At 54.1% G+C, this 20,240-nt stretch carries 22 protein-coding genes and 3 tRNA genes; 18 read left to right on the plus strand and 7 right to left on the minus strand.

Annotation, left to right across the window (positions count from 1 at the left end; genetic code table 11):
* Nucleotides 1-10: 10 nt before the first annotated feature.
* Together H7U06_RS01715 and H7U06_RS01720 are read left to right on the plus strand one after the other, a co-directional pair.
* Nucleotides 11-325 (plus strand): DUF2288 domain-containing protein, encoded by a 315-nt coding sequence (locus H7U06_RS01715; protein WP_175624499.1) that lies wholly within the window; start codon nt 11-13, stop codon nt 323-325.
* Complete coding sequence (locus tag H7U06_RS01720; protein WP_175624500.1) at nt 322-528, plus strand: VF530 family protein; 207 nt, start codon at nt 322-324, stop codon at nt 526-528. The genes H7U06_RS01715 and H7U06_RS01720 overlap by 4 nt, the downstream gene beginning before the upstream one ends.
* Before the next feature lie 24 nt (nt 529-552).
* Here the strand turns inward: H7U06_RS01720 and H7U06_RS01725 are convergent, their stop codons facing one another.
* A complete protein-coding gene (locus tag H7U06_RS01725) occupies nt 553-1,263 on the minus strand; it encodes a hypothetical protein (protein ID WP_175624501.1) in 711 nt (236 codons plus the stop codon).
* A 196-nt stretch (nt 1,264-1,459) separates the two neighbouring features.
* Between H7U06_RS01725 and H7U06_RS01730 the strand changes: the two genes are divergently transcribed.
* The 4 genes from H7U06_RS01730 to H7U06_RS01745 all read left to right on the plus strand — a co-directional run bounded on the left by H7U06_RS01730 (nt 1,460) and on the right by H7U06_RS01745 (nt 5,766).
* Nucleotides 1,460-1,798, plus strand: coding sequence for a hypothetical protein (locus H7U06_RS01730; RefSeq protein WP_175624502.1), 339 nt, complete (start codon nt 1,460-1,462; stop codon nt 1,796-1,798).
* A 157-nt stretch (nt 1,799-1,955) separates the two neighbouring features.
* A complete protein-coding gene (locus H7U06_RS01735) occupies nt 1,956-2,288 on the plus strand; it encodes a hypothetical protein (RefSeq protein ID WP_175624503.1) in 333 nt (110 codons plus the stop codon).
* Between the two features lie 200 nt (nt 2,289-2,488).
* Complete coding sequence (dinB, locus tag H7U06_RS01740; protein WP_175624504.1) at nt 2,489-3,682, plus strand: DNA polymerase IV; 1,194 nt, start codon at nt 2,489-2,491, stop codon at nt 3,680-3,682.
* Nucleotides 3,683-4,044: 362 nt separating this feature from the next.
* Nucleotides 4,045-5,766: a methyl-accepting chemotaxis protein gene (locus H7U06_RS01745; RefSeq protein WP_254873108.1), complete on the plus strand. Its 1,722-nt coding sequence runs from the start codon at nt 4,045-4,047 to the stop codon at nt 5,764-5,766.
* A 73-nt stretch (nt 5,767-5,839) separates the two neighbouring features.
* Here the strand turns inward: H7U06_RS01745 and H7U06_RS01750 are convergent, their stop codons facing one another.
* Nucleotides 5,840-6,535: an epoxyqueuosine reductase QueH gene (locus tag H7U06_RS01750; RefSeq protein WP_175624506.1), complete on the minus strand. Its 696-nt coding sequence runs from the start codon at nt 6,533-6,535 to the stop codon at nt 5,840-5,842.
* A 347-nt stretch (nt 6,536-6,882) separates the two neighbouring features.
* Here H7U06_RS01750 and H7U06_RS01755 point away from each other — a divergent pair, with 347 nt between their 5' ends.
* Nucleotides 6,883-9,033, plus strand: a complete 2,151-nt coding sequence (locus H7U06_RS01755) for a TonB-dependent siderophore receptor (protein ID WP_175624507.1) — start codon at nt 6,883-6,885, stop codon at nt 9,031-9,033.
* 168 nt (nt 9,034-9,201) lie between these two features.
* Here H7U06_RS01755 and H7U06_RS01760 read toward each other — a convergent pair.
* Nucleotides 9,202-9,278 (minus strand) — tRNA-Asp (locus tag H7U06_RS01760).
* Nucleotides 9,279-9,315: 37 nt separating this feature from the next.
* Nucleotides 9,316-9,391, minus strand: a tRNA-Val gene (locus tag H7U06_RS01765).
* 227 nt (nt 9,392-9,618) lie between these two features.
* Between H7U06_RS01765 and H7U06_RS01770 the strand changes: the two genes are divergently transcribed.
* The gene (locus H7U06_RS01770; protein WP_175625184.1) at nt 9,619-10,041 is read left to right on the plus strand and encodes a PACE efflux transporter; all 423 of its coding nucleotides are present in this window, start codon (nt 9,619-9,621) and stop codon (nt 10,039-10,041) included.
* Nucleotides 10,042-10,070: 29 nt separating this feature from the next.
* On the opposite strand, the gene H7U06_RS01775 is transcribed toward H7U06_RS01770, so the two are convergent.
* Complete coding sequence (locus tag H7U06_RS01775; protein WP_175624508.1) at nt 10,071-11,192, minus strand: mechanosensitive ion channel family protein; 1,122 nt, start codon at nt 11,190-11,192, stop codon at nt 10,071-10,073.
* Nucleotides 11,193-11,379: 187 nt separating this feature from the next.
* Between H7U06_RS01775 and pip the strand changes: the two genes are divergently transcribed.
* From pip to H7U06_RS01815, 8 genes are all read left to right on the plus strand, one after another.
* Complete coding sequence (pip, locus tag H7U06_RS01780; RefSeq protein WP_175624509.1) at nt 11,380-12,351, plus strand: prolyl aminopeptidase; 972 nt, start codon at nt 11,380-11,382, stop codon at nt 12,349-12,351.
* 117 nt (nt 12,352-12,468) lie between these two features.
* Complete coding sequence (locus tag H7U06_RS01785) at nt 12,469-12,927, plus strand: TonB family protein (RefSeq protein WP_175624510.1); 459 nt, start codon at nt 12,469-12,471, stop codon at nt 12,925-12,927.
* 33 nt (nt 12,928-12,960) lie between these two features.
* Complete coding sequence (locus H7U06_RS01790; RefSeq protein ID WP_175624511.1) at nt 12,961-13,737, plus strand: YdcF family protein; 777 nt, start codon at nt 12,961-12,963, stop codon at nt 13,735-13,737.
* A 125-nt stretch (nt 13,738-13,862) separates the two neighbouring features.
* Nucleotides 13,863-14,342 (plus strand): hypothetical protein, encoded by a 480-nt coding sequence (locus H7U06_RS01795; RefSeq protein WP_175624512.1) that lies wholly within the window; start codon nt 13,863-13,865, stop codon nt 14,340-14,342.
* 47 nt (nt 14,343-14,389) lie between these two features.
* Nucleotides 14,390-15,823, plus strand: a complete 1,434-nt coding sequence (locus H7U06_RS01800; RefSeq protein ID WP_175624513.1) for a dihydrolipoyl dehydrogenase — start codon at nt 14,390-14,392, stop codon at nt 15,821-15,823.
* A gap of 274 nt (nt 15,824-16,097) precedes the next feature.
* Entirely contained in the window at nt 16,098-16,400 is a 303-nt protein-coding gene (locus H7U06_RS01805; protein ID WP_175624514.1) for a YqjD family protein, read from the plus strand.
* Nucleotides 16,401-16,417: 17 nt separating this feature from the next.
* Entirely contained in the window at nt 16,418-16,810 is a 393-nt protein-coding gene (locus tag H7U06_RS01810) for a phage holin family protein (protein WP_175624515.1), read from the plus strand.
* Between the two features lie 15 nt (nt 16,811-16,825).
* Nucleotides 16,826-17,230, plus strand: coding sequence for a hypothetical protein (locus tag H7U06_RS01815; protein WP_175624516.1), 405 nt, complete (start codon nt 16,826-16,828; stop codon nt 17,228-17,230).
* A 68-nt stretch (nt 17,231-17,298) separates the two neighbouring features.
* Here H7U06_RS01815 and H7U06_RS01820 read toward each other — a convergent pair whose 3' ends face one another.
* Nucleotides 17,299-17,862 carry a cytochrome c5 family protein gene (locus tag H7U06_RS01820; protein WP_175624517.1) on the minus strand — a complete coding sequence of 188 codons (564 nt, stop codon included), beginning with the start codon at nt 17,860-17,862 and terminating at the stop codon, nt 17,299-17,301.
* A gap of 200 nt (nt 17,863-18,062) precedes the next feature.
* On the opposite strand from H7U06_RS01820, the gene H7U06_RS01825 reads away from it, so the two are divergent.
* Both H7U06_RS01825 and H7U06_RS01830 read left to right on the plus strand, forming a co-directional pair.
* A tRNA-Arg gene (locus H7U06_RS01825) sits at nt 18,063-18,138 on the plus strand.
* A 229-nt stretch (nt 18,139-18,367) separates the two neighbouring features.
* Nucleotides 18,368-18,943, plus strand: a complete 576-nt coding sequence (locus tag H7U06_RS01830) for an outer membrane beta-barrel protein (protein WP_175624518.1) — start codon at nt 18,368-18,370, stop codon at nt 18,941-18,943.
* A gap of 66 nt (nt 18,944-19,009) precedes the next feature.
* On the opposite strand, the gene H7U06_RS01835 is transcribed toward H7U06_RS01830, so the two are convergent.
* On the minus strand, nt 19,010-20,188 hold the full coding sequence (locus H7U06_RS01835; RefSeq protein WP_175624519.1) for a helix-turn-helix transcriptional regulator: 1,179 nt from the start codon (nt 20,186-20,188) through the stop codon (nt 19,010-19,012).
* Nucleotides 20,189-20,240: the final 52 nt, after the last annotated feature.

A 20,240-nucleotide genomic window follows, 5' to 3' on the forward strand; every position in this document is an offset into this window, starting at 1 on the left:
ATACTGAATCATGAGTACACCGAACGAAGAGCAAAAGTTATTGCATGCCAAGCTGAATATGGAAACCTCGCAAATAGGCTGGCAGGAATTGCTGCGCTATTTCGCTGGTGGCCTGGTGATCGTGGTCGCCGACGAGCTTGATCTGGTCGATGTGGCGGCGCGCTTTGCGATTGATGACAAGGCGGCGGTCGAGCATTGGCTGAGCACCGGTCAGCTGGCCAAGGTCAGTGACGCACAAGCCCATATCTGGCTGGAAGCGGATGCCATGCTGTGGACCGTCGTGGCGCGGCCGTGGGTGCTGGTACAAGAAAAGAAGCTGGCGTGAACAAGGACCCCTTGCACGGACTGAGCCTGGAGAAAATCCTGGTCGCACTGGTAGATCACTACGGGTGGGAAGAACTGGGACGTCGGATCGATATCAAGTGTTTCAACATCGATCCGAGTATCAAATCCAGCCTGACTTTCCTGCGCAAAACACCGTGGGCAAGAAGCAAGGTGGAAGAACTGTTTATACACATGCCCGACTAAGCCGGGCATGTCGGCAGGGCAGGATTACAGTTTGGATTGGTGGTGGATCGCGACGAACAGCGTAGCCAGCGTCGACAGCACTGCTTCGAAGTGTGCTTGCGGTTCGGTGTTGTCCCAGATGTAATGCACCATCACTGCTTCAAATTCCTTGCTGCGTTTTTTCGCGGTGACCGAGTGGGCACGGGTAATCGCTTTCAGGAACTGGCGGCGCATATTTGGCAGGACCGGAATATGTTCGCTGTCATCGAGGAATTCAAAACCGCCCGGCAAAGGGCCGCCTTTCATCTGGAACTCGAGGCGTTCAAATACTGCCGGTGGCAGGTTCTTCACTAATTCACACGCGCTTTCATTGAGCTTGAGCACCATGCTGAAGCCAGCTGGGTAAATCACATCCGAATCATCACGTTCCGACAGGAACACTGCCAGGCGTAACGAATACTCGGCCTGATACGCGTCGTCATACGAGCTCTTCAGGCTGGTACGGGTCGCTGGCCAGAAGATCAATGTGCCCGGTGTGCTTTCGTCATCCGGGTCCGGGAAGAATTCGAGTGAGATGTCGTCAGCGGAATCACCTGCGACGGACAGCATTTTCAATACGGGTGCAGCAAGGTCGCCCAGGATCGATGCGGCAATCGCGCCGGTGGCAGCGATATCGGCATTGGTCAGGTCTTCTACGATGTAGCCATTCAATGGCTTGAGTAATGCATTTGGGTCGAGCATGAGCGAGGAAGTCATTCTTAAAATTGATGTTATTTGCCTGCGCATTTGGTCCGCAGGCAAGCGTCGTTGCAATATAACTTAAAACCCGATGCGCACGAAGTGGAAATATTAGCTGAGTGCTTATTTGTGATGAACGGATGAATCTGTTTAAATGGCCGCACGCAGTCGGTCGCGGCCGACATTCATTTTCGCAATCAAGCAAGGACGCATTATGTATACATGGCTACTGCCTGCGGTGAAAGCCGTACTGCCACACGTGGGTACGATTATTTCCGCCGCGCTGCCGGTGTTTCAAAGTCGCAAGATCGATGAAAATGCGGCAACTCAGGAAGCCTTGTTGCAAAGGCAGATTAGCGAACTGCAGGAAGTCGCGTCGCATAACGCCGTGCATATCAAGGAGCTGGCCGAGCAATTGAAGCAAATGGTGGTGACGCTGGAGCAAGGCGTGATTGCCAATGAACGGCGCTATCGACGCCTGACGGCGTTATCGGCGCTTGCCACGGTCTTATCAATAATAGCTATCGCATTATGGTGGACGGGCGCACGCTGAAGAGTTGCCGCAGTGCATGAGGCGGATTTAAAAGCTGAACTTTTCGACAATATGGTGGGTCAGTACTAAGGCGTGTGACATCTGTCAGCAGACAGGGAGCATGAATTGCCGGGCGGATACATCACCTGGTTTCTTATTACTGAACAAAGGACTTGCCATGATAAAACTAAGCACCATACTCGCCGGCACCGCCGTCGCCATGTTTGCCCAAATCGCAGCGGCGCAGGCTCCAATGACACAAACCCAAGCGGCAGTACCCGCCAATGATCCTGCTTACATCGATCAGTCTCGCTTGAATTACAAGGAAGACCCGTATGTGAAAGCTCGTATTGCGCGTGGTCAGGCCAATGCAGAATATCGCGCTGAACGTAAGGAAGCGCGCACCGAGTACAAGCAGGAAGTCGGTGCCGCCCGCGCTGAACGACGCGAAGCCGTCAAGGATGCGAATACTACACGCGCCTCCGAAATCAGAAATGAACCGATGAAATAAGGATCGCTTACCTGCGCGCTGCCAAAGTGTGGTGCGCAGGAGCGCAATAGCAATTACAGCTGTAATTATCCCTTTCTGTATCCGACGATATAAATGCAAATCGTCCGGTCAAGCTGAGCAGGCATCGGTAAAATATCGTTTTACCTGAACCAGGTCTGTCAAAACCTTACGTTGCTACGCAAGGTTTTATTCCTCACTGTATGTCTGACCCCGCTCATCCTACTGCCGAGTCGCCTCGCGATCGTCGTATTGCGCATCTCGATATGGATGCTTTTTACGCGTCGGTTGAATTGCTACGCTATCCGGAATTACGCGGCCAGCCTGTTGTGATCGGCGGGATGTCCGTGCATGCGCCTGTGACACTGGAAGACGGTAGTCGTCAGTATGCAAAGTTGCGCGACTATGTCGGACGTGGTGTTGTGACGACTTCGACGTATGAAGCGCGCGCGTTGGGTGTGTTCTCTGCGATGGGGCTCATGAAATCGGCCAAGCTGGCGCCCGATGCCATCCTGTTACCGGCTGACTTTGATGCTTATCGTCATTACTCGCGCCTGTTCAAACAGGCAGTCGCCGACATCGCGCCGCATATCGAAAATCGTGGCATCGATGAAATTTATATCGACCTCAGTGAACACACTGAAGAAACCTATGCACTGGCATCACGTATCAAGACGGCGGTACAGCAGGCTACAGGCTTGTCATGTTCGATAGGCATCGCACCCAATAAATTGCTGGCAAAAATATGTTCGGATCTGGAAAAACCGAATGGCCTGACCATACTGACCCAAGCCGATATCGTGACGCGCATCTGGCCGCTGCCCGCACGCAAGATCAACGGCATTGGTCCGCGCGCGGCAGAAAAACTGACGGCGCTTGGCCTGAATACTATCGAAGAATTGGCTGCAGCAGATGCGGCGATCCTGCATGAACACTTTGGTCGCTCCTATGCAGGCTGGCTGGGGCGGGTGGCGCAAGGCATAGACGAACGCCCGGTGGTGACATACTCCGAGCCCAAATCGGTGAGCCGTGAAACTACCTTTGAAAACAACCTGCATGCCAAGCGTGATCGTGTAGCGCTGGGCGGCATCTTTACCCGTTTGTGCGAACGCGTGGCCGGGGATTTACAGCGCAAGGGCTTTGTCGGTCGCACGGTTGGTATCAAGCTGCGCTTTACCGACTTCCGGATAGTCACACGCGACCTGACCCTGCCGGACTATACCGATGATGCGGTCACGATCCGACAGGCGGCAGGGGAATGCCTGAAGCGGATCCCTCTCGATCAACCGTTCCGTCTGTTGGGTGTGCGTATAGGCACGTTGGCCAGGAAGGATGCGGTGCCTACGGTAGGGCCTGTCGTTGTGCAGGGTGAGCTGTTCCGCGAAGGGCAGGACTAAGGAAGTCACCGGTCGTCAGTGTTGGGTTCCGGGGTTCTGTTGGGAAAATGCTGCATTTTGGTGCATTTTTTGAAATGAGCTGAAAAGTTTATTTTATTTTCATTTCGACAACTTTCTGCTTTGATGTGTGTGCATACTTCGTGCATCTGCCGCATTACTGATCCCTTGTTAAAAATCTATACCTGCCCGGTTCAGGGTACGGCCTTATCTGGCGCGGCTTCCCGGCTACCTTCGCCAGAATTTGTCAGTATTTTTCAGGTTTCCCGGTGGTAATATTTTTGTCATAAAAGGTTTGCTGTCTGCTTCTTGCATCATGAAATAAGTCCGGAACGTCGTTGTGATCCACCTTGTTTATGAGAGAGATGAAAATGAAAAACCTGAAAATTGGCCAGCGTCTGAGCCTGAGTTTTGGTGCGATCGTCGTCTTGCTGGTGATACTCGCAACACTGGCCTTTACCCGGATAGGTGGTTTGAACGACGCGATTGCCGAGGTCGATGGCGATCGTTACCCGAAAACCGTCCTCGCGAATGTCATGAAGGACGACCTCAACCAGATCGCGCGTAATATGCGCAATGCCCTGCTGATGACGGACAAGGCCGCGATCCAGGCCGAGCTGGCGCAAATCGGGAAGGCAGCGACATCCCTCGGCAATGCGCTGGGCGAACTGGACAAAACCATACATTCCGAACGCGGGCGACAGACGATCGCAACCTTGCAGGCTGATCGCAGCAAATTCATTCCATTGACAGAAAACTTCATCAAGCTGGCGTCGGCCGGTATCAAGGATGAAGCGGTTGCCTTGTTGTTTGCTGAAGTACGCCCGGTGCAGCTGAGTTATCTGACGTCCATCGACAAGCTGATCGATTATCAAAACGAGCTGATGAAGAAATCCGGTGCCGAGGCAAATGCCCAAGCCAGCCAGACGCAATTACTGATCGGGATTTTCTCTGTTATCGCCGTATTGTTTGCCGCGGTGTTTGCTGTGCTCGCGACGCGCAGCATTACGCGTCCACTGAGTCAGGCAGTAGTGCTGGCGCGCAAGGTGGCTGATGGTGATTTGACCGGCAATATAGTCGTCGAGTCCAAGGATGAAACCGGACAATTGCTGCAGGCATTGAAGGATATGAATGCAGGTTTGCTGAAAATCGTCACGCAAGTGCGGCTCGGTACCGACACCATAGCATCTGCCTCGCATCAGATTGCGACTGGAAACCTCGACTTATCATCGCGTACCGAGCAGCAAGCCAGTTCGCTGGAAGAAACTGCGTCGTCGATGGAAGAGCTGACCAGCACCGTCAAACAGAATGCCGAAAACGCGCGGCAGTCGAATCAACTGGCACTCTCCGCTTCCGAAGTAGCAGTACGCGGCGGCGTGGTGGTGTCGCAAGTGGTCGATACCATGGGTGAAATCAATGAGTCCGCCAAAAAAATCGTCGACATCATAGGCGTGATAGACGGTATAGCGTTCCAGACCAACATCCTCGCGCTCAACGCTGCAGTGGAAGCGGCACGCGCCGGTGAACAAGGTCGCGGCTTCGCCGTGGTTGCTTCCGAAGTGCGCACGCTGGCGCAACGTTCGGCCAGTGCGGCCAAGGAAATCAAGGAACTGATAGGCGACTCGGTCGATAAAGTCAGTGTAGGTTCGCGCCTGGTGGATGATGCTGGAGCCACCATGCGTGAAGTTGTCGAAAGCGTGAAACGCGTCACCGACATCATGAGCGAAATTACGGCGGCCAGCCAGGAACAAACCGATGGTATAGAACAGATCAATCAGGCAGTGATGCAAATGGATCAGGTGACCCAGCAAAATGCAGCATTGGTGGAGGAGGCCGCTGCTGCCGCTGAATCACTGCAGGGACAGGCTAGTCATTTGTCGCAGGTGGTCAGCGTATTCAAGCTGGATGGTAATGACGCCGCGCTTGCGACTGCCGTGCCGACCTATGTCGCGCCAGAACCCGCCAAGGTGCAAGGCAAGCCTACATTGCACAAGGTGAAGAGCTCGCAGCAAAAAATCGAAGACCAGGAATTTGCTCGCGTGCCGCGTAATGCCGTACCGGCGGGCGATGAATGGGAGCAGTTCTAAGCGTTCAGACAGACAGCGGAAAGCAAAAAAGCCAAGCTTCACGCTTGGCTTTTTAATTGGGTGGCCTGGCGATTTACTTGTCTTCGCCGTCGAGATTGAGTTTCTCGTGATTTTTGCCATAAAACTGTACGCCCATCGCAATCCGTTCACGGCCGCTTTCACGGCGATGCTTGTTGGTATCGCGCAGTGAATAAACGCAGCCGCAATATTCCTGCTGATAAAAATTCTCGCGCTTGGAGATTTCGATCATCCGGGCGGAGCCGCCTTTCTTGCGCCAGTTATATTCCCAGTACAGCATGTCCGGATACTTGGCCGCAGCGCGTACGCCGCAATCATTGATCTGGTTCATGTCCTTCCAGCGCGAGATACCGAGCGAGCTGGAAATAACCGGGAAGCCGTGTTCGTGTGCGTACAGTGCAGTGCGTTCAAAACGCATATCGAAACACATGGTGCAGCGTATGCCGCGCTCGGGTTCGTTCTCCATACCCTTTGCACGTTCGAACCAGTTATCGGTGTCGTAGTCGGCATCGATGAACGGTACGTTGTGTTTCTCGGCAAAGCGGATGTTTTCTTCCTTGCGCAACAGATATTCTTTTTCCGGATGGATGTTCGGGTTGTAAAAGAAAATCGTGTACTCGATACCGCTCGCCAGCATCGCTTCCATCACTTCACCAGAGCAGGGCGCGCAGCAGGAATGCAGCAAGACCTTGCCGGGTTTGCTGGGGAGGGGGATGGGTTCGCGTTTGAATTTGGGGGTGGAATCGGTCATCTTGGTTCTCGCATTGTTTCAGGCGTATCAGCGCGTGGCTAATTGCATTGTCGTACTGCAGCGCCGAAAGGCAAGGAATGCGGGTTTTAAATTTGTTCAGGTCGCTATGGTATCAGAAGCAAATACGGATGAATCCTTGTCGCTATCCCAGCATTGAAGGTTAAGTTGCCTTTAAGGAATGTGGACCTCTGGCGGCGATCATTCGTGGCAAATATGTAACGCCGGATCAAGAAAAATACGCATATTAATATTAATGAGAATTATTACGAATTAGAATTGCGCAAACTTTCAATAATCCTGCATCCGCCAGCCTACCGTCAGCCAGTGCATTCTCTAAAGGAAATACTGTGCTGCAACCTAAAACTATTGCGGTGGCCGTTACTCTCGCGTGGGCTGCTCCGCTATCGCTGGCCTTGGCCCAGCAAAATGACACCGCTACAAATCCAGCTATAACGACTCTGCCAGAAGTCAAAGTGACGGCGAGTGATGATGCCAGTAGCGAATCAACACATTCTTATGCAGCACATGCAGTGACCGTCGGTTCCAAAATTCCGCAAACTCTGAGAGAAACACCGCAATCGATCAGTGTGGTGACGCGCCAGCGCATGGACGATCAAAACATCACCAAGATCGAGGATGTGCTCAAGCAAACGACAGGTGTCAACGTGACCCGTCTGGACGGCGCGGGTAACTTCAACTCGATACAGGCGCGCGGTTTCGATATCGGGACGATACAGCTTGATGGCCTGGCTATCAGCCAGGGGGCGAACTATTCCACGGCGCTTGATACGGCCATTTATGACCGGATAGAAGTGTTGCGCGGACCGGCAGGTTTATTGCAGGGAGCAGGTGAACCAGGCGGCACCATCAATCTGGTGCGCAAACGTGCACGTGCAGACTTTGGTGGCAGTGTTGGCGTCATGTTGGGGTCCTGGGATACGCGTAGAGCAGAATTCGATTTAACCAGCAAGTTGGATGAGGCTGGACGTATCCGCGCGCGCGTCGTCGGTCTGGTTGATGACAGGGAAAGCTTCGTTAATACACTGGAAAGCAAAAAGTCTCTCGGTTACGGGACTATCGAAATCGACCTGACGTCGCGTACTACTTTGTCAGTTGGACTGGCGCATCAAAAAGTAGATTCCGTCGTGGATCAGGGTTTACCGGCATTGGCAAACTACACGCTACCGAATGTTTCACGGTCTACCTTCATTGGCAGCAAAAACAATGTGCAAGACATGCAAACCGATGACATGTTCGCGGAACTGGAACATAAATTCGACGATGGTGGCTTGTTCAAATTTGCCGCCCGTCAAATTGATCGTTCGATGATCTACAAGGCTTTACGGGCGAATGGTCTGGCAAGCGTTACTACCGGAGATGTTGCCTATCAGACGGTTAATTTTGAGCAAGAAGCAAGGAATGTCAACTTCGACGCCTACTATGCCGGTCCATTCCAGCTGGGCGGCCGCACCCACAAAGTCCTGGTGGGGCTGAACCGGAGTACCGAAGAGTCGAAGAACCGATCAGTGTTTGGTCCGACCGGCACGATGAATATCTATAACCCGAACAACGACCTTCCATATCCTTCACTGAATATGGGGAATTTCACCAACGGTAGCAAACAGACGCAAACAGGTTTGTATGGACAACTGCAACTCAAACCTCTGGACCGCTGGACTTTCCTGCTGGGCGGGCGTTTAGGGCGCTGGGAAACGGAATCGCGGAATCCGACTACAGGCGCAGTCAGCTCGACTTCCAAACCTGGCACACAGTTCACGCCATTGACGAGCGCTATCTATACCTTAAGCGACAACTCTTCCTTGTACGCCAGTTACGCAGAGACCTTTGTCGGCCAGACTGCTATCGACAAGAATGGCAAACTGCTGGATCCACGTACAGGCTCGCAGATTGAATTCGGTATAAAAAGTGAATGGCTCGATAAGCGCGTCAATACCAGCTTCGCATTGTTCCGGATTATCGATAAAGACCGTGCGATTGATGACACCAGCACTGCCAGCCTGACCGACTCCATTCCAGGCGGAAAAGTCCGGAGCCAGGGTCTGGAGGCTGAGGTGAGCGGCCAAGTAGCGCCTGGCTGGGAATTGGTGGCCGGTTACGCTTATACCTCCGCGAAATACCTGCAAGCGCCTATCGCTTCGATAGGGCAGGCGTTTTCACCCATCACGCCACGGCATAGTTTCAATCTGTGGTCCAAGCATATCTGGCGCGATGGCGCGTTTAATCGCTGGAGCCTGGCAGGCGGTTTGAAAGTGGTGAGCGATTTTGCTTCAGGAATAGGCGCGACGCGTGTGGTTGGTGACGGCTATGCGACGGTGAGTGGACAAGTCGGCTACCAGATCGACAATACGACAACAGCCAGTCTCACGGTTACCAACCTGTTCGATAAAAAATACTATGAAAAGGTCAGTAACTTCGGACGTCAGAACTTCTATGGTGAGCCACGCGCAGTTATGTTGGCAGTCAAAAAAGTATTCTGATGAGGGGATTCGCCTACCTGTGGCAGGCCGCGGAATCGCGAGTACGCGATTCCCTTCAAGTCCCGCCGTGTGCCGCGCAGGCGGCGCACTCCAATCCGCAGAGTGTCGGCTGCGCCGAATAGGGAGCTGAAAACAAAAATGCCCGCTTGCGCGGGCATTTTCTTTTTCTGGCGGAGTGGACGGGACTCGAACCCGCGACCCCCGGCGTGACAGGCCGGTATTCTAACCAACTGAACTACCACTCCAACTACTAAACTGCTTCAGGCTCTCCGTTTGACTGAATGGTGGGTGCTGACGGGGTCGAACCGCCGACCTACGCCTTGTAAGGGCGCCGCTCTACCAACTGAGCTAAGCACCCGCGAATACGATTGCTCAGCCAAACTTGTGTTGACGTCTACCAACACCTGAAGGGGGCGAAGTATAGAACATAATAAAAAATTTGTCACCACTGTTTGTCGAATCTTTTCGAAATTTTCTATTTTCATTGCGAAAAAAGCCATCTTTCGGTCAGTGGTGGTGCTAAGCGAGTTTGCCCCGGGCAACCTATAATGGGCGCCTTCCCCCCGTTATTTCCGAGTACCTCTTATCAATACTTTACTTCGCCGCATCATACACGCGGTCCTGTTTGAATTTTTTGCCCTCATCATCCTGGTGCCGCTGATGTCGTATGGCTTCGGCATGGATATGCTGCATTTCGGCGCGCTGGCCGTGATGCTGGCTATCAGCGCGATGGCCAGTAATATGATTTACAACCACATCTACGAAGCCTTTGAGCACCGCTATGGCTGGCGTCGTACGGTGCGCATGCGGGTTTGGCACACCATAGGCTTTGAAGCCTTCTTCATGGCGATAGCCTTGCCCCTGACGGCCTGGTGGCTGGAGATTTCCTTGTGGGAGGCGCTGACACTGGATCTGGTGTTCTCGGCCTTCTTTATGCTGTACGCGTTTTGCTTTAACTGGGTATTCGACATCATTCGCCATCGTCTGGGTCAGGTGCGCAGCAAGTAAAAACCGGGGTGCTAGACCCCGTTTTTTTATCAGGCGTTGGCTGACTTGCGTCGCGCCGCATCCGCCACCGGGCGGGTCGACAGATGCACTTCCGACGGTACATGCAAGGTCGTGGTCGGATGAGCAAAGACGATGCCGCGTTCTGCACAGGCGCGCATGAGTTCCAGATTGATGTGCTGCTGTACGTCCATGTACACGGTGTATTCGCGGCTCAGCAGGTAATACACCACTTCAAATTCCAGGCTGCTGGGTCCGATCCGGACAAAGTGGGCGCGGTCGTAGCGTGTCGAGGGCGCGTCTTCGATGATCTTGCGCACTGTCGCCGAGAGCTCCGCAATTTTGTCGACAGGTGTGTCATGCGTGATGCCGAAGTTGAAGAGCACGCGTCGTTCCGACATGCGTTTGTAGTTGCGTATCGGCGATTTCAGCAGCTCGGTGTTCGAGCGCACCAGTTGCTCGCCGCTCAGGCTGCGCAGGCGGGTGGTGCGGATACCGACGTATTCAACGGTCCCCAGCAAGTCGTCCACCACGATGAAGTCACCGACCTCAAACGGTTTATCCAGTCCGATCGACAGCGAGGCAAACAAATCGCTGAGTATCGCTTGCAGCGCAAATGCGATGGCGATACCGCCTATGCCGAGGCTGGCGACGAAGGCCGTGATGTTGACCCCCAGATTTGCCAGTACCGCCAGCAAGACGGTCAGCATCACCGCGATGCGCAGCAAGAAGACCATGGTAGTCGTCGTGGCAGCATTGCGTAATTCGGGATCGACTTCGGGATCCACCACTTTTTCCATCCAGATATTGATACCGCGATTGAGCCAGATGGCGATCTGGATACCGATCAGAATGATGCCGAGTTGCGATAAGCGCAGTTCGACAATGGCGGGCAGGGTGAGTGTGTTGAGGCCGATCAGGATGGAGAGCAGCAAGAGCAGAAAGCGTTTGGTGCCGGCCAGTGTGCCGACGATGACTTCATCGACGCGGCGTTTGGTGATGAGGTGAAGTACCGACATGCGGCGCTTCATTAAACGCATCAGGAAGCGCGTCAGCAGATCCATGACGAGGAAACTGACCACGGTTGCCAATAATGCGTGCAGCCAATCTTCCAGCGAAATACCAAACATAAACCAGTCTTGCAGTAACATCATTCCATCACCTCTTGTTCAAATGCATTTTGCATGATTTGCACATGCGACAACTTTTCTTGAGTAAGGTAGAGGTTGCATGGCGGGAATAGTTCGCAGGAAATTTCCACGGACGCCCGTCCATCACGTGTAGAGGCAGGCGGGCTGCGGCTTTCCCGCTTAAGATCAATTACTTATTAAGTGCTATCTCATGGATGCTTCGACTTCTGAACTGCCGCTGTTTCCCCCGCTGCAAGCAAATCGCAGCGGAATGTTGCCGGTCGACGACCGGCATACCCTGTACTGGGAAGAGTGCGGCAATCCGCAAGGTGTACCGGTGCTGTTCCTGCATGGTGGGCCGGGTGGCGGGATTTCGCCGCGGCATCGGCAATTCTTTAATCCCGACTATTACCGTATTGTTTTATTCGATCAGCGTGGTGCCGGTAAATCGACGCCGCTGGGCGAGTACCGCGATAACACGACGCAGTTACTGATCTCAGATATCGAAGCCTTGCGCGCGATGCTGGGGATAGGACAGTGGCTGGTATTTGGTGGCTCATGGGGTGCGACGCTGGCGCTTGCGTACGGGCAGGCACATCCGCAGAACTGTCTAGGCTTCATATTGCGCGGGATCTTCCTGTGCACGCGCGCCGAGATAGATTGGTTTATGCACGGTATGCGCTGGTTTTTCCCCGAAGCGCATGCAGCCTTTGTCGCGCCTATCCCGCCGGAAGAGCGCGGTGATTTGCTGCAAGCCTACAAACGACGTTTGTTCAGCGATGACGCGCAAGTGTCTCTGCAGGCGGCACGCGACTGGAGTCGCTATGAGGGGCATTGCCTGTTCCTGAAGCCGCAGCCGGAAATGCAACAAGTGTTCGAAGACGACGTGGTGGCATTAGGAGTGGGGCGGCTGGAAGCGCATTACTTCCTGCATCACGGCTTTATGGAAGAAGACCAGTTGATACGCAATATCGACAGGATTCGTCATTTGCCTGCGGTGATCATACAAGGTCGCTACGATGCGGTTTGTCCGCCGGTATCTGCCTACCGCTTGCATGAAGCATGGCCGCAAGCACGTTTGCAAATCATCGCGGATGCAGGCCATGCAGCGCTGGAACCGGGTACTGCGGCAGCATTGGTAGCGGCGACTGAACAATTTCGTTTGCAGCAAAGATTTGACTAGGTAAGTAGTGATCAACAGCAAGATGGCGGTGCGCGCGCGATGTCGTTAAGATAGTCGTCAACGTGATGCGACTCATGTCGCATCGAACAGTTGATCCTGGCATGAAGATAAAAAGCGATGATAAAAAAACGTATCACCATATGTGCAATGGCACTTTTGCTGGCGGGTTGCGGCGCGCGCTCTTTGCTGGAAAAACCGGCAGAAACCACACCGGACGGCACTTCCACGGCTGATTCGATCAGCGAGTACCAGCTCGCATTGGCCCATCGCATCACGCAGGTTAATTCCACCAAGGTCTATATCGGACGGCCGCAAGCCTTGCTGCGTTCCGTGGTGGTGGTGAAGTACGTGGTGGATGCGAATGGCAGCTTGTTGCGCAGCGAGATCATGCGCTCGAATCGCGATCGCGTGACAGAGACCACGGCACTCACCAGTGTGCGCAATACCGCGCCTTTCCCCAAACCCGCGCCAGCGCTGTTGCGACATGGTCGGGTCGAAGTGATCGAGACCTGGCTCTTCAATAAAGATGGCCGCTTCCAGTTGCGCACCATCGCTGAACCGCAGATGGATGAATAAGCGCTTCATGCTGACGGGCGGAGCGACACTGTCTTGAGTGGCGTCTGGCTGTTTAATGCAGCGGCGAGCGCATTGCTGCTGCCGCCTTTAAACCTGATCCTCTTATGCGCGCTGGGCTTGCTGCTGCGACTGCGCTGGCCGCGTCTGGGTATGGCGGTCTCAGTATTGGCCTTGCTGGTGTTGACGGTGTGCAGCACACGGTTTGGTGCCGGCTTGTTCGTCGCACCACTGGAAAAACAAAATCCTCCATTGCAACTGAACGATGCCGCCGGGACACAGGCTATCGTGGTGCTCGGTGGTGGTCGTCTCACCAACGCGCCGGAATACGCCGGACAGGACATCCCGAGTTCGGCCAGCCTGCAGCGCCTGCGATATGCGGCGCATCTGTATCGCGGCACACATTTACCGGTATTGGTCAGCGGCGGTCGTCCGGATGGTGGCTATACATCGGAAGCCAGTGTGATGGCGCACGTGTTGCAGGAGGACTTCTCAGTGCCGGTGCGTTGGCTGGAACCAGCTTCCAACAATACCGCCGAAAACGCGCAGTTATCCGCGCGCATGCTGCGTGCAGCAGGTGTGAAGCGCATCTTGCTGGTCACCGATGCGATCCATATGCAGCGCGCGAAATGGATATTCATGCAAACCGGACTGGAGGTCGTCGCCGCGCCGACCATCTACATCAGCCACGCACACACGACCCCGGCCGACTTCCTGCCATCCAGCCAGGGCTTGCAATTGAGCGCTTATGCCCTACATGAATGGCTGGGCCTGGGCTGGTATCGCTGGCGGCATCCGAATCTGGCGCATTGAGACACGCGAAATAAATTGCGTGGAATAAACATAGCTCAGGCACGTTGCCGCGAATCTGCTTAAAATGGCTGGGCTGGTACCAATTGCCGGCGTATCACCATCAATATTTTTTCGGGGGCCGCAGCATGACTTTGATTGATAGTAAGCGTCCTTCCAAGCTGTACTACTTCTCGGAACGCAATGGTTTGGAGCGTTCCTTATCCCTGGGCGAGTTCCGCCTCAGCCCGCCAACTTCAGACCAGATCCTGCTGCCTAACGACAGCTACTTGGTGCTGAGCATGACCAAAACCTGGGACGGCACCTTGTTCGACGCCATGCCCAGCATAGATTCCTATCTGGTAGTGCATGACGCCGAAGAGTTCGGTGAGCGCGTACATCGTGCGGCACAAAAGGTTTTGCCTAACTGGGCGGGCATCGATGCAGCCATTTCCTACGGCGCACCTAGTCCGCTCGGCAAGATTTTTTCCAAAGCGAAGAACCTCGCAGGTCAGAACGAATGGCGTTTTGCGTGGCGTCCCATGCAAAGCTGGGCGTCAGTCAATCCTGTAGTTATCCAAATCGGCAATATTGAAGATATCGCCGAACTCCACAGCCGGAACGACTAAGCAGCTCACTCTTCGCGTAGGTCCGGCATTTCCAGAAACGGAAAACGATGAAAACACTCACATTCGACGTTGCAGTAATCGGTGCCGGTAGTGCGGGCATGTCGGCCTATCGTGCAGTCAAGGCGCATGGCAAAACCGCCGTCTTGATAGAAGGCGGCCCTTACGGGACAACCTGTGCACGCGTCGGCTGCATGCCGAGCAAGTTGCTGATAGCCGCAGCTGAAGCGGCACATGCAGCGAGTGAGGCACCGGGCTTTGGTGTGTATCCCGGCCCTGTGCGCATAGACGGCAAGCAAGTCATGCAGCGTGTGCGGTCCGAGCGTGATCGCTTCGTCGGCTTTGTGGTGGAAAGCGTGGAGTCCATAGGTCCGGCCGAGCGCTTGCACGGTTATGCGCGTTTCATTTCTCCCGGCTGCCTGCAAGTCGGCGACGATATCCAGGTCATGGCCGAGCGCGTCGTGATTGCGACGGGCTCTACACCGCAGATTCCGCCGGAATTGCGCGGACTCGGCTCACGCGTGATCACCAGTGACGATATTTTTGAGCGCGACGACTTGCCGGAATCGGTGGCCGTAGTGGGCGCAGGTGTCATCGGACTGGAGCTGGGACAAGCCTTGCAACGCCTGGGCGTGCGTGTGGCCTTGTTCGGCCGCAGTGGTCGTGTGGCGCAACTGGATGATGCCGCTATCAATCAAAGTGCCATCGACGGCATAGGTGAAGATCTGGATTTACGCCTGAATACCAGTGTGGTTTCGGCGCGCGTGGTCGATGAACAGGTTGAATTTGTCTCGCGCGACAAGGATGGCAAGGAGCGCACCGAGCACTTTCAGTATGTGCTGGCAGCGGCTGGTCGCACGCCTAACGTACAAAAGATCGGACTGGAAAACACCGGTTTGCAATTGAACCCGCAAGGCATCCCCTTGTTTGATTCATTGACGATGCAGTGCGGCAATAGCGCGATCTTTATTGCGGGCGATGCTGACAATGACCGTCCGCTGCTACACGAAGCGGCCGATGAAGGGCGTATCGCCGGTGACAATGCGGTGCGCTTCCCGGAAGTGGTGGCGGGTTTGCGCCGTACTCGCCTGATGATCGCTTTCACTGATCCGCAGATTGCAGTGGTCGGGCAAACCAATAGTGACCTCAAGCCGCGTCAGTTTGAAGTTGGTCAGGTTTCGTTTTCCAATCAGGGGCGCAGCCGTGTCATGCGGCAGAATCGCGGTCTGCTGAAAGTCTATGGCGAGCGCGGTACGCATCGTTTCCTGGGTGCTGAAATGGTCGGGCCGCGTGCCGAACACATCGGCCATTTGCTGGCCTGGGCCTGCCAGAGCGGCATGACAGTCGGGCAAATGCTGGATATGCCGTTCTACCATCCGGTGGTGGAAGAGGGCTTGCGTACGGCTTTGCGTGAGCTGAAGGAAAACCTGCTGAAGGAAGAGGATGCGATCGAGCATTGCACCGATTGCACGCCCGGCACTTGAGAATAAGCTGGGTAGGCGGATTTATTTGCCTAGAATGTGCGGTAACGCTTATTCGCGCCAGCCAAAGTATGATAAAACTGAGGAACGCGATTGCAACTAAACAATAATGTTTAGGTCACAGCATTGCTTGCCTATATAAATATCCGGCGAAAACCGGATCACAATAGCAACAACATAGCCAATCGCACTGCTGCATCTCAACGCGGGTCCGTTTGACAAGTCCATATTGAAGACGCGACACTGCTTTTGTCCAGATTAAAAAAGGGGCCCTATTATGAAAGCATCTACCTTGAAAACCACACGGAGCGATATGAAAACCTTAGTCAAAGACGCCCAAGAATTATTTCGTGAAGCAACCAGCGCAACGGGTGAGCGCGCCGATGAATTGCGTAACCGCGGTTTGCAACTGCTGGACAACGCCCTGGTAAAAGCACACGAAGTGCAAACCGCTGCGATTGAAACCGGTAAGGAATTGGCAGAAAAAACCGATGACTACGTGCATGAGAATCCATGGCGTGCAGTCGCTATCTCGGCTGGTGTTGGCGTATTGGTGGGACTTTTGATCTCGCGTAAATAAGTCATACGGCATTCGATATGGAACAGCAAACCCCGCGTTCTTCAGATTTCCGGCCCGGCCTTGTGAGCGGTGCCGTCAATCTCGCTAAAAATATGTTCGGCTTATTCATGAGCCGGATAGAACTGGCAGCGCTTGAACTGGCCGAGGTCCGTGCCAATGCATTGAAGCTGGTCGCCCTGTTTGTGCTCGGCGCGATCGTCGCGTGGTTTGCAATCGCTTACTGGAGCGCATTGATTGTCTATCTCAGCTGGCCGGTACTGGGCTGGAAGATATTGTTGATACTCGCGATTGTCTTTACTGCGGTCGCAGTCGGCATCCTGCTGTATGTGCAATCCCTGCTGCGGGAAGGCAAATTGTCGATGCCGGCCACCATGGCCGAATTGCGTAATGACCATGACGCGCTGTTGTAATCGCAGAGGATACGCATGAGCACACATCATCAGGAGCCGGAAGAAACAACGGCACAGCGCAAGCAACGTATACTCGAGCAATGCAAGGCGTATCGGGTCGCCATCGGTGAAGCGCGCGATGTCGTGCGTGAAAATCTGGGCGCAGATGCCATTGCTAAAACAGCGATCGGTTTGGTCAGTGTCCGCGCGCAATCAGCATTTTCGAATGTGGCGGATCTGTTTGATCTGAAGAGCCTGTCCGGTGACAAGCTGCGTCGCTTGTTGCCACTGGTCGTCAGCGGCGTGTCCCTGCTGAGCAAGCGTTCGGTATGGCGTCCTCTTTTGCGTGGTGCAGCAGTGGTAGGGAGTGCGGGTGCCGCGCTGTATTTTCTGTCGAAGAAAAAGAAGGGCAAGCACGTCGCGCTGCACGAGCATTTGTAATGCAGTGAAATGAACAGATAATAAAAAAGCCGACTTCAAGTCGGCTTTTTTGTTGGGCGCTGAGTCTCTTACTTGGCAGGAGCAGCAGCTGCATCGGCTGCCGGAGCGGCTGGTGCGGCCGGAGCAGGTACTGCAGGTTCTGCGAATTTGGCACCTGCGCTATTGGCCATCAGGACCACTACGCGTTCAACTTCAACGTCGTCCAGATCAGGATTGCCGCCTTTGGCTGGCATCGCGCGGATACCTTCGATTGCATGCTTGGCCAGTGTGTTGTAACCCTGGGCTATACGTGCACTCCATGCGCCTGCATCACCCATTTTAGGAGCGCCGGCTGCGCCTGTTGCATGGCAGGCAGCGCAGGCCATCTTGTAGACTTCATCGCCGGTTTTCAGGACTTTGGGGGCGTTCACATCTTTGAGTGTGAAGCCGTCATCTGCTACTGGTTTGATACGGGCGGCGACTGCTTCTGGCGACAAGCCATCAGAACCGGCACCTATGTGCTTTTCGTTGGTGACATACAGCACCAGCAAAACGATACAGATTATGGGGACAAGGAAACCCGCCAGGATAGCCATGATGAGTTGCTTAGGCGTTTTGATCGCGGATTCTTCTTCGTGGTGTGCGTCGCTCATTATTCCCTCAATACAATTATAAAAATCGTTATACGGGCGCATGCGCTCCCTGCATGCCCAGGCGGATAACACAAATACAATGGCCGCCAAACGCTCGATTATAGACGCAAAGCAAATGATAGGGAACGGGAAAACGTCGCTTTACGTGGACGGAAAGACAGAAAAACGGTATCCTGCAGGCCTCCTCGGTAGTCCCTCATGCGGCTGTAGCTCAGTGGATAGAGTATTGGCCTCCGAAGCCAAGGGTCGCTGGTTCGATTCCAGCCAGCCGCACCATTAAGTCTTATAAATCAAATAGTTACAAAATATCTGCAATGGCGACGCGTGCTTGCGTGCGCTGCATGAGCGTTGTTCGCGCCGCGCTCAGCGAGCAGCTGATGCATATATATAGTCGTTTGCCCGCAGTCCGGAATACCTTGTTTGGGCGATAGCCCGCCGTATGTGCCGTGGATAGAATCCATTCCGCAGGTTCGCTTTAATTCACTCTCAATACGGAAGAAAAATAATGAAAAAACAGTTACTGGTGGTTTTGCTCGGTTCCGCTCTGGCAGCGCCATTGGCTGCATACGCAGAAGGTGCATATGTAGGTGTCAACGTCGGTCGCAGCGACCAAAAATTAAGCCTGGATGGTATCGGTTCCATTTCGGATAGCGGTACTGGCTATAAACTGTACGGTGGCTACGGTTTCAACAAGAACTTTGGCCTGGAAGCTGGTTACATCAAACTGGGTACCGGCAAGGCATCGTACGTTGACGGCGCTGACTCCGGTTCGATCAGCTCGAAGCCGCAAGCACTGTATGTTGCTGCAACCGCGACCTTGCCGGTCAATGACCAGTTCTCGCTGTTTGCAAAAGTGGGTGCGTCTTTCAACCGTACCAAATTCGAAGCGGTTGAAAACGGCGTAAGCGGCAGCGAAAAGAAAAGCCGCACGACCGCATTGCTGGGCATCGGTGCTGCGTACAACGTAACGAAAAATGTAGCAGTCGTTGCCGAGTACGAAGACTACGGCAAGCTTGCCAAAGTCGATGGTGCCCACCTGAAAGCAAACCTGCTTTCCATCGGTTTGCGTTACAAGTTCTGATCGTCGTATCGGTAAAGAAAAAGCCTGCTGATGCAGGCTTTTTTTATGTGGCAATGGCCGGGGCTGTCAGGGTGACGGTGGCGACAGTTGATCCTGCTCCTTGGACGCGACGAAGAAAGCCGGGCTGGCCAGCAGCATAGACACCAGTTGCGCCTGGCGGTTGGTGCCGGTTTTCAGGTAAATATTTTTGAGCTGGGTTTTGACCGTATGTATGGAGCGGTCACGTTCGCTGGCAAACTCATCCAGGGTTTTGCCGCTGCATAGTGCAATTGATAATTCCGCTTCGGCGTTGGTAAGGCGGAACAGTTTTTTGATCAATTCACTGGTTGCTGCAGGGATGGCTTCGGGATCAAACGCAAACATCAGCGCTGCACCATGTATGCGCGGCGAGTCCTGTAACTGCAGCGGTGTGATCATCAGCATGAGCGGCAGCTTGCCGCTACGCGGCAGCAATATCACGTGATTGAAATCTTCATCCTTGCTGCGACTGGCAACTATCGACTTGGATAACTCCAAATTGAGTTTGCGTGTCAGCTTGTCATCCGGCGTTTGCAGGTGTCCATTTTCCAGGCGCAGATAACCGCTCCCGAGCAAAGTCTCGGCGCTCCGGTTGTAATGGGCGACAGTTGCGTACTCATCAAACAGGAAGGTCGGCATAGCCAGCATATTCAGGCTGCTGGCCAGGATATCCTGGCCCAGCTGCAGGCCGGACAAGCGTTGACGCATCTGGATCGCGCGTTGCAGGTGCGGCAGGAATGTATTGAACTGCGCGATTTCATCCGGGGTAAATGGCGGCTGTTCGGGGCTGCGCTGCAGATAGAGCTGGGTTTCCCACGGACCTTCCTGCAGTACGACGGCAGCAGCAGCGAAGGCGACGCCTTGTGGCGCCAGCCATTCCTTATAAAAACGGGTGTCCGGGAAATTCGGCGGGAAAGCGATATCCAGATTGCTGGCGTAAAAATTGGCTATTGGCGCTGCGACCAGATGCTGCGCCAGGATGTCATCGCTGGCGTAATCGAGCGCGTAATTTTCTGTCCAGTGCGGCACGATGCCGCCGCCCATCCACAGATACTTCATGTCCAGCGTTTCATTGTGGCGTATCGCCATCAGGACTGCTTTGAGATTAAACACCTCAACCAGCTTTTCGGCAAACAGCTGGAATCCCTGGGGCGCCATGACCGCATCGTAAATATGGCCGAGGAAATCATATTCCGCGGTGTCTTCAGCGCTTATTTTTCTTGTCATTGTGTGGTGCGTGATTGTTTGCGGATGCAAATAATTGCTTCTCGGCACTATC

This window comes from Herminiimonas sp. Marseille-P9896 (assembly GCF_903993245.1).
GTDB lineage: Bacteria > Pseudomonadota > Gammaproteobacteria > Burkholderiales > Burkholderiaceae_D > Oxalicibacterium > Oxalicibacterium contaminans.